11 protein-coding genes and 4 pseudogenes are annotated in these 11,951 nt (G+C 73.7%); 5 read left to right on the top strand and 10 right to left on the bottom strand.

Annotated elements, in window-relative coordinates:
- The first annotated feature begins 124 nt into the window (after positions 1 to 124).
- The 4 genes and pseudogenes from ACZ411_RS12925 (at position 125) to ACZ411_RS12910 (ending at position 2,463) form a co-directional block, all read left to right on the top strand.
- Entirely contained in the window at positions 125 to 538 is a 414-nt protein-coding gene (locus ACZ411_RS12925) for an FBP domain-containing protein (RefSeq protein ID WP_464171110.1), read from the top strand.
- Positions 539 to 678: 140 nt separating this feature from the next.
- Positions 679 to 960: pseudogene (locus ACZ411_RS12920) on the top strand (poly(ethylene terephthalate) hydrolase family protein); the annotation flags it as partial.
- Entirely contained in the window at positions 899 to 1,564 is a 666-nt protein-coding gene (locus tag ACZ411_RS12915; RefSeq protein ID WP_464171154.1) for a dienelactone hydrolase family protein, read from the top strand. The pseudogene ACZ411_RS12920 and the gene ACZ411_RS12915, both read left to right, overlap by 62 nt.
- A gap of 458 nt (positions 1,565 to 2,022) precedes the next feature.
- On the top strand, positions 2,023 to 2,463 hold the full coding sequence (locus ACZ411_RS12910; RefSeq protein ID WP_464171108.1) for a MarR family winged helix-turn-helix transcriptional regulator: 441 nt from the start codon (positions 2,023 to 2,025) through the stop codon (positions 2,461 to 2,463).
- Between the two features lie 74 nt (positions 2,464 to 2,537).
- On the opposite strand, the gene ACZ411_RS12905 is transcribed toward ACZ411_RS12910, so the two are convergent.
- The 7 genes and pseudogenes from ACZ411_RS12905 to ACZ411_RS12875 all read right to left on the bottom strand — a co-directional run.
- Positions 2,538 to 3,131 carry an ROK family protein gene (locus tag ACZ411_RS12905; protein WP_464171106.1) on the bottom strand — a complete coding sequence of 198 codons (594 nt, stop codon included), beginning with the start codon at positions 3,129 to 3,131 and terminating at the stop codon, positions 2,538 to 2,540.
- A 1,018-nt stretch (positions 3,132 to 4,149) separates the two neighbouring features.
- Positions 4,150 to 5,384: pseudogene (locus ACZ411_RS12900) on the bottom strand (Gfo/Idh/MocA family protein).
- Positions 5,381 to 6,157: a ThuA domain-containing protein gene (locus ACZ411_RS12895; RefSeq protein WP_464171104.1), complete on the bottom strand. Its 777-nt coding sequence runs from the start codon at positions 6,155 to 6,157 to the stop codon at positions 5,381 to 5,383. Before ACZ411_RS12895 ends, ACZ411_RS12900 begins: the two are co-directional and overlap by 4 nt.
- 78 nt (positions 6,158 to 6,235) lie before the next feature.
- Positions 6,236 to 7,123 (bottom strand): carbohydrate ABC transporter permease, encoded by an 888-nt coding sequence (locus ACZ411_RS12890; RefSeq protein WP_464171102.1) that lies wholly within the window; start codon positions 7,121 to 7,123, stop codon positions 6,236 to 6,238.
- Positions 7,116 to 8,111 (bottom strand): annotated as a pseudogene (locus tag ACZ411_RS12885) (carbohydrate ABC transporter permease). The gene ACZ411_RS12890 and the pseudogene ACZ411_RS12885 overlap by 8 nt, the downstream one beginning before the upstream one ends.
- A 256-nt stretch (positions 8,112 to 8,367) precedes the next feature.
- A complete protein-coding gene (locus ACZ411_RS12880) occupies positions 8,368 to 8,643 on the bottom strand; it encodes an extracellular solute-binding protein (protein ID WP_464171152.1) in 276 nt (91 codons plus the stop codon).
- 19 nt (positions 8,644 to 8,662) lie between these two features.
- Positions 8,663 to 9,355, bottom strand: a pseudogene (locus ACZ411_RS12875) (ABC transporter substrate-binding protein); the annotation flags it as partial.
- Between the two features lie 233 nt (positions 9,356 to 9,588).
- Between ACZ411_RS12875 and ACZ411_RS12870 the strand changes: the two are divergent.
- Entirely contained in the window at positions 9,589 to 10,134 is a 546-nt protein-coding gene (locus ACZ411_RS12870; RefSeq protein ID WP_464171100.1) for a dihydrofolate reductase family protein, read from the top strand.
- Positions 10,135 to 10,167: 33 nt separating this feature from the next.
- On the opposite strand, the gene ACZ411_RS12865 is transcribed toward ACZ411_RS12870, so the two are convergent.
- From ACZ411_RS12865 to ACZ411_RS12855, 3 genes are read right to left on the bottom strand one after another with little or no spacing between them, the layout of a single operon-like run.
- On the bottom strand, positions 10,168 to 10,755 hold the full coding sequence (locus ACZ411_RS12865) for an NUDIX hydrolase (protein ID WP_464171098.1): 588 nt from the start codon (positions 10,753 to 10,755) through the stop codon (positions 10,168 to 10,170).
- Positions 10,752 to 11,132 carry a fluoride efflux transporter FluC gene (locus tag ACZ411_RS12860; RefSeq protein ID WP_094114754.1) on the bottom strand — a complete coding sequence of 127 codons (381 nt, stop codon included), beginning with the start codon at positions 11,130 to 11,132 and terminating at the stop codon, positions 10,752 to 10,754. The genes ACZ411_RS12865 and ACZ411_RS12860 overlap by 4 nt, the downstream gene beginning before the upstream one ends.
- Positions 11,129 to 11,659, bottom strand: a complete 531-nt coding sequence (locus ACZ411_RS12855; RefSeq protein WP_464171096.1) for a fluoride efflux transporter FluC — start codon at positions 11,657 to 11,659, stop codon at positions 11,129 to 11,131. The genes ACZ411_RS12860 and ACZ411_RS12855 overlap by 4 nt, the downstream gene beginning before the upstream one ends.
- Between the last annotated feature and the right edge of the window lie 292 nt (positions 11,660 to 11,951).

Genomic DNA, 11,951 nt, shown 5'->3' with positions numbered 1-11,951 from the left:
TGTTTATGTTCATCTACTCGTTCGGTTGTGCAAACCGGGTGTTTAACCGTTCCTCGTGCAGTGTCAAGAGATGTTTTCGCATTTATCGTGAAACGCTTTCGCGTTTTTCGTCGCTTCACCCGGCTTGTCGGTCTCCTTCTACAGCGCCCGCCGGGCCGGGGCCGCGGGCCGCAACGGCAACACCATCGGCACGCTCGTGTGCACGGACTTCGAGTGCAGCGCGAACATGCAGACGGCCCCGGCCCAGTCCGTACCTGGGCTTCGACCCGGATGCGGCGACGGCGCAGCTCATCGACGACCTCGGGTCCCGGGTCGCGTCCTTCGCGGCCGACGTCGGCGACGACGGCCTGACGCCGGGCAGGATCCGGCGCCCGACGAGCGGCCGGTCGGGCGGCTGAGGCCCGGCCGACCGACGGTGGCGAGGCCCGGCCGGCCCGCCATGCGCATCCGGCCGTTCGGCGCGCCCCGTGTCCACAGGCGGAGAGGGCGGCTCGGGCATGTGGACAGCCGGGTCCGCGGCCAGCGCTCGGCGACCTAGCCTCGGCATCCCGGACGAGCTCGGCACGAGCCCGGCACCGTCCGCGGCTCGAGACCGATGGCGAGCGCATCCCCGTGCAGCCGACGAGGCTTCCCCAGCGCCGTCGGCATCGCCGTGCCCAGCGCGACGAAGGAACCGCCATGCCGACTTCTTCTCCGGCCGCGGATGCCGGACGGTCGCCGCCGTCACCGTCGTCACCGCGCTCGGTCTCCAGCTCCAGCCAGGCGCGCCGATCATCCGGGCCCTGCCGGTGCCCCGATCCACGCTCGCGCATCTCCTCGATGACGGGGCCCGAGAAGGCGCACAAGACGCGCGTGCTCCCCACGGACGTCACCGGCTTCGGCGGCGGCACGATCTTCTATCCCACCAACACGCAGGGGAGGACGGTGGGCGCGGTGGTCCTGGCCCCAGGGGTTCACGGGCCTCAAGGGCAGCGTCGGCTGGTACGGCCCGGCGCTCGCCTCGCAGGGCTTCATCGTGCTCAACATGGACACGCTCGACCCGTCGGACTTCCCGAACGCCCGTGCCGACCAGATCGGCGCCGCCGTCGACTACCTCAAGGAGGCACCCGTGCTGAAGGGCCGCCTCGACCCGTCGCGCATCGCCGTCGCCGGCTACTCCATGGGCGGCGGAGGCGCCCTGAAGCTCGCGACCACGCATCCGGAGCTGAAGGCCGTGCTCGCGTTCACGCCCTACTACGGCAACGACGACCTGAGCAGCACCGACCTGCCCGCCGCGGGCTCCATCACGACGCCGACGCTCATCATCACGGGGCAGGCGGACGACCTCGCGGTCCCCGCGACGTTCGGCCGGAGCTACTACGACCACCTCCCGAAGACGACGCCGCGCCAGTACATCGAACTGGCCGGCGCCACGCACGAGGCGCCCCAGCACAAGAACGTGGACATCCTGAGCGCGTCGATCGCGTTCCTCAAGACGTTCGTCGACCAGGACCAGCGCTACGCGCACTTCGCGTTCCCCGCCCCGCAGCGCGCCAGCCTCAGCGTCTCCGAGAGCGTCCGCTGACCCGACCGCACCCCGCACGAACATGACGAGACGGCGACCGGCACACCGGTCGCCGTCTCGGCGTCTCGGCGTACTCGCGCCGCCCCCGCGGAATCGCGTGCCTGCCCTGCGCCGCCTCGGCGCGCCAGTTCCCGGGCACGCCCTGCCACGCCGGCGTCAGACTGGGCAGCGCACCTGCGTCCGGGGGCCCGAGCGGTCGATGTCGTCGTCGGGCATCGGCTTCCCGCACATGGGGCAGAGCCGGGACTGCGGCTCGGGCACCGGGTCGTCGGTGTAGGGCCCGAGGGGCGGCGCTCCGAGGTACGGTGCGCAGCCGCTCGTTGAACCGCTCGACCGCCGCGCCGAAGCCGGCGTGCCCGGCCGTCGCCCTCACCTTTACCGCGTGTCATAGTATTCAGTGTACGCGGTATTCCGGCGCTCGTCGCCGGAGGCTGCCGGGACAGGAAGACGGGACGCGCATGAGCACCGACCCCCTCGCGCTCGAGAGCCAGGTCTGCTTCGCCGCCGTCCTCGCGGCGCGCACCGTCGTCTCGGTCTACCGCCCGATCCTGGAGCCCCTCGGACTCACCCATCCGCAGTACCTCGTCATGCTCGCGCTGTGGGAGCGCGACGGCCGGTCGATCTCCGACCTCGGCTCCGCCCTGCAGCTGGAGCCCGCGACCCTCACGCCCCTGCTCAAGCGTCTCCAGGGCGCCGGGCTCGTGCAGCGCGCGCGGAGCGAGGAGGACGAGCGGGTGGTGCTCGTCACCCTCACCGACGCCGGCGGGGCGCTGCGCGCGGAGGCCGAGCACGTGCCCGGACGGGTCGCCGCGAGGACCGGCATGTCGGTCGCCGAGCTGACCGGGCTCCGCGACACGCTGCACCGCTTCGTCGACCGCCTGGGCGCCGCCTCCGCCTGAGGCTCGCTCGACCGCATCCGGATCCGCGCACCTCCGCGGCAGCAGCAGCCGCCGCGCCCGGAGGAGCGGCGGCTTCAGGAGCCGGGGCGTCGCGGGGTGCTCCGGGTGGCCCGCCGGATGCAGAGTGCCGCGGCGGACGCGCACACCACGGCGGCGAGCACCGCCCCGGGCCAGCCGAGGCTCGGCTCCGCCCAGCACTCGCCGGGGATGCCCGCGTAGTCGCGGCAGCCGCCCGACCAGACGCCGACCGCGAGCACCCCCGAGCGCGAGCAGCGCGACGGCGGCGGCGCCCAGAGCGCGCGCGGGCGGATCGCTCGTCCGGTGGTGCGCTCGGGGTCGGCGACGGCGGCGCGCATCACGCCCGAGGGATCCACCAGCACGCGCGCGAAGGCCAGCTCGGCCGCGCCGATCATGAACCGGTCGGGGCCGAGGGCCGCGCGGCGGATGCGGAGGGCCTCGCGGGCGCCGGGGAGCGCCTGGGCGGTCGCGCGGGCGAGGATCCGGTCGGGATCGGCCGCGTGCAGCGACCCGAGGAAGCCGCCGAGCACCACGAGCGACGGGTTGAAGATGTTGACCACGTTGCGGAGCGCCACGGCGAGGTTGTCGATCCGACGCTCGACCTCCGCGGTGACCGCCGGGTCGCCGGCCGCGAGCGCCGCCGCGAGCACCGTCGCCCAGCTCGTCGGCGCGCGAGCGCGGGAGCCCGGTGACCTCGAGCAGGGCGTCCTGGCCGACGGTGGTCTCCAGGCAGCCGACCGCGCCGCAGTGGCACAGCTCGCCGGCCGAGTCCACGAGCGTGTGGCCGAGCTGCGCCCGCCGTAGCCCTCCGCGCCGCCGAACGGACGGCGGCCGATGAGCACTCCCCCGCCGACGCCGCTCGCGCCGCCGTTGAGGTAGACGAGGTCGTCGACGTCGCGGCCGGATCCGAACCGCCCCTCCGCGACGGCCGCGAGGCTCGCGTCGTTGGCGGCGAGCGCCGGCAGCCCGGTCGCCTCCGCGAGGACGCCGCGAACGGCTCGTCGACCCAGCCGAGGTGCGGCGCGAGGCGCACCAGCCCGCCGTCGAAGCGCACGAGCCCGGGGACGGCGACGCCGACGCCGAGGACGCGCGCGCCGGGCCGGGTCGCGCGGAGGTCGGCCCGCAGCTCCGCGATGATGCCGGCCGCGAGCCGGGCGGCCTCGACGGCGGTGGGGATCCCGTCGGTGTCGCGGCGGAGGCGCCGCTGCACCGTGCCGTCGAGCCCGACGAGGCCCACGGTGACGGCGTCGATCTCGGGGTTCACGGCGAAGACGACCACGCCCGGCTCGGCGGAGACGATGGGGCTCGGCCGGCCGACGCGGTTGGTGCCGGGCGGCTCGGACTCGACGACGAGGCCGAGGTCCTGCAGCTCGCCGACGAGCGCCGCGATGGTGGAGCGGTTGAGGCCCGTCTCGCGGGTCAGCTCCGAACGGGAGGCGGGCCCGGTCTCGTGGACGATCTGGAGCACGGTCGCGAGGTTGGAGCGGCGCACGTGGTCCGGGGTGGTGCCGCGCGAGCGGGCGTCGCCGCCGGGCGGGAGCTCGCGGGAGCGCGGGTCGGGGGCGAGCGGGACGGCGCGGGCGGGGTCCGGGAGCGGTGCGCCCGTCGCGGACGCGCCCACTGCGTCGTCCGGCTCGAGCCCGGTCACTGGATCCCCACCCGACGAGGCTACCCGGCGGCGGCCGGGTGGGCGACGGCCGCGGCGCCCACGAGGGCCTCCGACGCCGGCGGCCCCTGGAGCGCCTCCCGCACCCCCCGCTCACGCCACTCCTCGAGCTGCGCGCGCACGTCGTCGCGCCGCTCGTCGGCGAGCGCGGTGGCGTACGCGCGGTCGAGCACGTCGTCGACGTCGAGGCGCGCACCCGTGTCCTTCGACTCGATCGCGGCCTCCACCATGGCGAGGCTCATGACGTTGCCGTGCACCTCGCCGTGCGGCCGGTCGCCCGTGCGGAGCGCGCGGACGAAGGCGCGGAGCGACCCGGCGATCTCCACGCCGACCGGGTCGGCGGCCTCCGGCTCCGCGGGCGGACCGTCGGGCGCCTCCGTGATCTCGCTCGTGGGCTCGTGGTCGCCGTCCCAGAGGGCGGTGCCGTGGGCGCCGCTCAACCGCCAGGACCCGTTCCACGACGTCTCCGCGCCGGGGCTGCACCAGCTGCCGGTGTAGACGTACCGCACCCCGCCCTCGAAGGTGAAGACGGCGGTGGCCCCGGCATCTCCCGCGTACCAGCTCCAGGCGGGGTTGTACGACTCGCAGTAGACGCTCACCGGATCCGCGTCGAGCAGGTACCGGACGGCGTCGAACTGGTGCACCGCCATGTCGAGGAGGAGCACGTCGTCCATCTCCTCGCGGAAGCCGCCGAAGCGCGGCGCCTTGAAGAACTCCGTGGTGACGATGCCGACGCCGCCGAGGTCGGCGGCCCGGCGCTTGAGGGCGACGAGGTGGTCGTTGTACCGACGCGACTGGCTCACCATGAACAGCTCGCCGGTGACCTCCGCGGCCGCCGCGAGCGACAGCCCCTCCGCGACCGTCAGCGCCACGGGCTTCTCGCCGAGCACCGGCAGGCCCGCGAAGAGCGCCTGCGTGGTGACGGGATGGTGGGCGCGGGGGATGGTGACGTCGATCACCGCATCCGGGCGCACCCGCTCGATGAGCTCGCCGAGGTCGGTGGACGCCTCCGCGGATGCGCCGTGGGCCGATGCGCCCGCGCGGGCGGCCGCCTCGTCGAGGTCGACGACGCCGACGAGCTCGACGTCGGGATCCTCCGCGATGGTGCGCGGCCCAGCGCCTGCCCCATGCCGCCGGCGCCGACCTGCACGACGCGCAGGCGGGCGCCGTCCGAGGGCGCGACGACCCAGGTGGGCGGGCGCGTCCGCGGACGTGCGCCGGGCGGTGTCCCAGTCATCGCTCCAGCGCCCCGGCGTAGTCGGCGCCCTGGAAGAACTCGCCCTGCTCGTAGCGCAGCAGCGTGGGCGTCTCGCGCTCGCGGTCGGGGCGCGCCCACTCGCAGGCGTTCGCGATCACCCGGCGGACGTCGGTGTGGTGGTACACGGGGAAGTCCTGGTCGCCGGGCGAGAAGAAGATGGCCGAAGCCGCGGCGGTGCGGCGTGCCGCTGCGGAACGCCTCGCCCGCCGGTGAAGCCCGAGATCAACGCGAGCTCGTCGGCGGCGTGGCGCGCGTCTGAAGTGCTCGCCGTGCCGTCTCCTGCTCGTGCCGATGACGATCGGGTTCGGGACGCCGCGGGTGATGGGGTGCTGCGGGTTCACGGTCCACGCCAGCTCGCGGTCGTGCTCGCTGCGCCAGCGGAGGGTGCACGTGGTGCCCATGAGCTTCGTGAAGATCTTCGACCAGTGCCCGGAGTGCAGCACGATGAGGCCCATGCCCGCGAGCACGTGGCGGTGCACGCGCTCGACGATCTCGTCCTCCACCTCCGCGTGGGCCGCATGGCCCCACCAGGTGAGCACGTCCGTACGGGCGAGCAGCTCCTCGGTGAGGCCGTGCTCGGGCTGGTCCATGGTCGCGATCTCCACGACGGCCTCGGGCAGGTTCTCCTGCACGCCCTCGGCGACGGCGCCGTGCATGCCCGTGGGGTAGCGCTCCTGCACGTGCTGCTCGATCCGCTCGTGGCGGTTCTCGCCCCAGACGGTGACGCGGAGGGGGGTGGGGGTGTCGGTCATGGTGTCTCTCTCTCGGAGGTGTCGTGCGGAGGGTCGAGGGGCGCGCGCCGTCGGGGGCGCGCGGCCGCGGGAGGCCGGTCACTTGACGGCGCCGCCGGTCGCGCCGGCCGCGATGAAGCGCTGCGCCGCGAGGAGCAGCACGATCGCGGGGAGCGAGGCGAGCACGGCCGTCGCCATCACCGTGCTCCAGTCGGCGGTGTACGTGCCGATGTACTGGTAGATCCCGAGGGTGATGGGGCGCACGTCGTCGGTGGTGGTGAGCGTCAGCGCGAACAGGAAGTCGCTCCACGTGAACAGGAACGTGAAGAGCCCGGCCGTGATCACCGCGTTCAGGCTCACCGGCAGCACGATGGAGCGGAACGCCCGGAAGTTCCCGGCGCCGTCCACCTTGGCCGCCTCGATGATCGACGGCGGGATGTTCGCCATGAACGCCCGCATGATGAGGATCGCGAACGGGATGCCCGCGGTGGAGTCCGCGAGGATCAGGCCCGGGATCGAGTTGAGCAGCCCCACGTCGTTGTACGCGGCGTACAGCGCGTTGGCGACGACGATGCCGGGGATCATCTGCGAGATGAGGATCCCGAACAGCACGGCGTTGATCCAGCGGAACCGGAACTGGGCCAGCGCGTAGGCCGCCGGGGTGGCGATGGCGAGGCTGAGCACCACGCTGCCGAGGGCGATCACGAGGCTCGTGCCGAGCGCCTGCCCCTGCTCGCGGAGCGCCGTCGCGTAGCCCTCGAACTGCGCCTCGAACGGGAACCAGGCGGCCTCGATGGCGGGGCCGGCCGGCTGCAGGGAGATGTTGATCATCCAGTAGACGGGGAACAGCATCAGGGCGAGGATCGCGATGCCGACGACCGTGGAGATCCAGCTGCGGTCGGCGCGCGGCCGCCGGGATCCGACCCGCTGCGGCAGCGGCCCGCGGGTCCGCCCGCGGGGGCGGACGGGGACGACGGTGTCACTCATCGACGGCCTTCCTGTTCGCGCGGAGGTAGACCACCGCGAACACCGCCGAGATGGCGATGAGGATGTTGCTGAGGGCGGCGCCCGACCCGAAGTCGAACTGCTGGAACGAGAGCGTGTACGACTGCGTCGCGATGGTCTGCGTCGCGTTCGCGGGCCCGCCGTTCGTGAGCCCGAGGATGATGTCGAGCACCTTGATCGTGTAGACGACGCCGAGCACGAGCACCACGCCCACCACGGGCCGCAGCAGCGGCCAGGTGATGTACCGGAAGCCGCGCCAGCCGGTCGCCCCGTCGAGGGAGCCCGCCTCGTACAGCTCCGGCGGGATGTCCTGCAGGCCGCCGTAGAGGATCGTCGTGTTGAACGGGATCCCGATCCACACGTTCACGGCGATCACCGTGATGAGGGCGAACGCGGGGCTCGTCAGCCACGGCACCGGGTCCTGCACGACGCCCGCGCCGAGCAGGAACTGGTTGAGCACGCCGGAGTCCTGGTCGAGGATCCACTTCCACACCGCGCTGGAGACGATGAGCGGCAGGAGCCACGGCAGGAGCAGGAGCGCCCGGAGCAGCCCGTTGAGCGGGAACGACCGACGGAAGAACAGCGCGAGCACGAGCCCGATGACGAACTGTCCGAGGATCGAGCCCGCGGTGAAGAGGAACGTGTTGAGGAGCCGCGGTCGAGAAGATCCCCGAGGAGATCACGGACGCGTAGTTCGCGAACCCGACCCCACGGCGCCTCGCCCGTGTAGAACGTGGTCGTCGTGTACTCCTGGAAGCTCATGACGACGTTCTTCACGACGGGGAAGCCGAAGAAGAGCACGAGGTAGACGACCGCCGGCACCAGGAACATCGCCTGGAAGAAGCGCTCCCACCTGAAGCGGGGTCGGCGGCGCACGGGCCGCGGCGCGTCGGCCGCGGCGCCGGCGCCCCGGTCCCGCCCGGCCGCCGTGGGCGGCGGCGGGACGGGCCGGGACGGCGGTCGTCGCCATCAGCCCTGCTCGGCGTTCTTCAGCGCGTCCTCCGGCGAGGACTGGCCGGTCAGCGCCGACTGCACGGCCGTGTAGATCTTGGTGGCGGCCTTCGGCCACTCCTCGCCGAGCTCGCCGGTGCGGGCGCGGGCGTCGGCGACGAGGTCGACGAACACCTGCTCCTCGGGCACCTGCTCGCCGAACTGCGTGGCGACCGCGGTCTTGGACGGGATGGTGAACCGCTTGGTGGCCATGTCGAGCTGGTTCTCGTCGCTGTTCAGGCACTCGACGACCTTCGCGGCGATCGCCTGCTTCGCCTTGTCGCCCGTCTGCGGGACGGTCCACACCTCGCCGCCGAGCGGGGCGACGGACGCGCCGCCCGCCTCGGGCGCGGGGATGGTGGCGATGCCGTAGTCGATGCGCCCGACTCGGTGAGGGCCGGGATCTGCCACGGGCCGTTGACCATCATCGCCGTCTTGCCGGCCATGAACTGGTCGTTGACGTCGGCCTGGGTCCAGTTGACGACGCTCTGCGAGGCCGAGCCGTCCTTCACCAGGTCGCGTCCAGAGCTGCAGGGCCTCCGCGGTCTCGGGCGTCGCGATGTCCTTCTCGTCGCCGCCGTTGGACCACATGAAGGGCAGGAACTGCCAGGTGCCCTCGTAGGTGGCGTTGGCGTCCATGGCGATGCCGTAACGGTCGCCCTCGGTGAGCGCGGCGGACGCGGTCTTCAGCTCGTCCCACGTGGTGGGCGGCTGGATGCCGGCGTCGGCCAGCATCTGCGTGATGTAGAAGAGCGCGATGGTGTTGACGGTGGGCGCGAGGCCGTAGGTCTTCCCCTCGTAGGTGCCGGCGTCCACCACGCCCTGCGCGTAGCCGTCGGTGGAGATCCCGAAGTCCTCGAGCGGGGCGAGCGCGCCGGTCGCGGCGATCTGCTGCAGGTCGGGGTTGTCGAGCATGAGCACGTCGGGGAGCGTCTTGGAGGACGCCTGCTGCAGCACCTTCTGGATGAGGCTCGAGCCCGGGATGGAGGTGCGCTTGATGGTGACGTCGAGCGACTCGCCGCACTTCGTGAGCGTCTCGCCGATCACCTCGTTGTCGTTGCCCTCGTTGTAGTAGTCGGTGACGGTGATCTCCGAGGGGCTGCCGCCCGAGGAGGATCCGCCACCGCCGCCGCCGGAGCAGCCGGCGAGGACGAGGGGGAAGGCGGCCGCGAGGGCGGCGCGCGCTCGACGAGGCGGCTGGCGGGCGGTGGATCGAGGGGACATCGCGTGGTCTCTTCCTTGAGGCGGCGGGGGTCCGGGCGTCGACGACACCCTGATCCGCCAGCTCCGCGCGCATCCGGGAGGCGTCGTCGCGCACCCGATGGCGGCGACGCTGACGCCGGTGGCGGGCTCGTGTAGAAAGCGGTTAACCGGAAACCGTCCCGCGGCGACGGCTTCGACGTGCGGCGGGCGAGGCCGGATGATGTGGGAGCACCCCGAAGCTCGAGGAGGAGCCCGTGCGCAAGCTCACCGCAGGTCTGTTCATGTCCGTCGACGGCGTCGTGGAGTCGCCGGACCGGTTCCAGTTCGACAGCTTCGACGCCGAGCTCGGCGCCGGCATGGGACGGCTGATGAGCACCGTGACCACGGCCGTGCTCGGCCGGCACGGCTACGAGGAGTGGTCGTCGTACTGGCCGTCGGCACCCGCGGACGACCCGTTCGGCGCGTTCATCAACCCCATCGAGAAGCTCGTCGCCTCACGGACCCTCACGGGCGACCTCGGCTGGAACGCGACGCTCATCGAAGGCGACGTCGTCGAGGCCCTGACCGCCCTCACGCGCACGGACGGCGGCGACATCTCCCTGTTCGCCACGATCTCGCTCACCCGGCAGCTGCTGTTCGCGGGGGTGCTCGACGAGCTGACGCTCATGACGCACCCGGTCGTCGCGGGATCCGGCCGCCGCCTGTTCGCGCCCGACGACCCGACCACGCGGCTGACGCTCCTCCGCTCCGAGATCACGAGCGCGGGGAACGCGCTGCTCACCTACGCCCTGCGCGACTGACGCGTCGCCGGCGGCCGGCCGGTCTGCCGGGGCTCAGCCCCCGCGGACCGCCCCGACCGGCGGCAGGAGGCCCTGCTCCGCGGCCGCCGCGCGCGCGATCAGCAGGGTCGGGTCCTCCACGCCGCCCGCGGCGATGAGCGCGTCCAGCTCCGCCACGGGCATGCGCACGAGGCGCACCTGCTCGGACGGGTCGGAGCGGTCGGCCGCGCCCGCGGTGGTGGGAGCCGTGCACGCGAACACGTGCACGAGCCACGACGCCCGGCCCGGGTTCACGGCGTAGGTGCGCAGGTGCCGGAGGTCGGGCGCGACGAGGCCCAGCTCCTCCTCGAGCTCGCGGCGGGCGGCGTCCTCGGGCCGCTCGCCGGCGTCGCCCGCGCCGCCGGGGAGGTCGAGGATCCACCGCCCGAGCGGGTGCCGGTACTGCCGCGAGAGCACGACCTCGTCCCCGTCGACCACGAGGGTCGCCACCGCGAACGGCACGCTCTCGTCCACCTCGTAGCGCGACGCGCTGCCGTCCGGCAGCAGCACGTCCTGCTCGACGAGGACGACGCGCCCGCGGTGCAGGTCGCGCCGTCCGGTCGTGGTCCAGAGGGGCTCGGCCGCGGCCGTCGGCGCGATCACAGCGCCGCGCCCACCACGAGGCCGAGGCCCGCGGCGGCGATCGAGGCGAGGAGCATCCCGAGGCCGTTCGCGAGGGCCGCGACCGGACGGCCCGCCTGCGCGAGGCGCACCGTCTCGACGCTCGCGGTGCTGAAGGTCGTGTATCCGCCCATCAGCCCGCCGCCGAGGATGAGCAGGAGGTCGTGCGGGAGGCCGGCCTGCGCGGCCGCGCCGGTGAGGAGGCCGAGCCCGAGCGATCCCGTGACGTTGACGACCGTGGTCCCCACCGGGTACGCCGTCCGCACGCGACCGCGGACGAGACCGTCGAGAAGCAGGCGCAGGGCGGATCCGACGCCGCCGGCGACGCAGATCAGCGCGAACACGAGCGGGCCGGTCACGACGCGGCCTCCGCGTCGCGGCCGGTAGCGTCGCGGTCGGCAGCGTCGCGCCCGGCAGCGGTGCGCCGGTGCAGGGCCGCACCCACCGCGATCCCGGCGACGGACGCCGTCGCGCCCGCGACGAGGGTGAGCCCCGCGTACGCGAGCGCCGTGCCGAGCGCGGATCCCGCGAGCACGGCGGCGTCCGTGGCGAGCGAGCCGTAGGTGGTGAAGCCGCCGAGGACGCCCGTCCCCACGAGGAGGCGGACCGCCCGGCGGCGTCCCTCGTCGGGCCCCCGCCGCGCGAGCCGCTCCAGCAGGGCGCCGAGCGCGAAGGCGCCGACGACGTTGATCAGGAGGATCGTCACGGGGATGCCGCCGGCGGGTGCCGGCCAGGTGAGGGCGAGCGCCTCGCGGATGCCCGTGCCCACGGCGCCGCCGAGCGCGACGAGCCCGAGCGAGGACCAGCGCAGGTGCACCGGACGCCCCGGATCCGCCGTGTCGGCGTGCCCGCCGCCGGGGCGGGGGGATGGACGAGAGGCGGTCATGGGTCTCCCCTCTCGGAGGGCATCGCGGCGCCGTGGGACAGGGACCGTCGTCGACGGGGATGTCGAGGTCCGGGGACGGCGAGCCCCACCGCCGCGCCTCCCGCGGGAGGCCCCTCCCGGAGGAGGACGCCCCATTGAACCACGGCCGTGCCGGGAGCCGGAGGGCCCTCGACGCCCCTGCCACGAGCGCAGGCCCGGAGTCAAGGGGTCACCGGGAACATGGCGTCGGATCGCGCCGCCTCCGCACCCTGGGCGTGCGGAGCCCCGAGCGGGCCGCCGCGGAGCCGGACCC

The sequence above is a fragment of the Clavibacter sp. AC415 genome (genome assembly GCF_979252985.1).
This window is presented reverse-complemented; position numbering and strand designations above follow the sequence as displayed.

What these genes read in the sequence shown, in the direction of transcription:
- ACZ411_RS12910 (WP_464171108.1), top strand. Translation starts at nt 2,023, where the DNA reads ATGAGCACCGACCCCCTCGCGCTCGAGAGCCAGGTCTGCTTCGCCGCC.
- ACZ411_RS12895 (WP_464171104.1), bottom strand. Translation starts at nt 6,157, where the DNA reads ATGACCGACACCCCCACCCCCCTCCGCGTCACCGTCTGGGGCGAGAAC.
- ACZ411_RS12890 (WP_464171102.1), bottom strand. Translation starts at nt 7,123, where the DNA reads ATGAGTGACACCGTCGTCCCCGTCCGCCCCCGCGGGCGGACCCGCGGG.
- ACZ411_RS12855 (WP_464171096.1), bottom strand. Translation starts at nt 11,659, where the DNA reads ATGACCGCCTCTCGTCCATCCCCCCGCCCCGGCGGCGGGCACGCCGAC.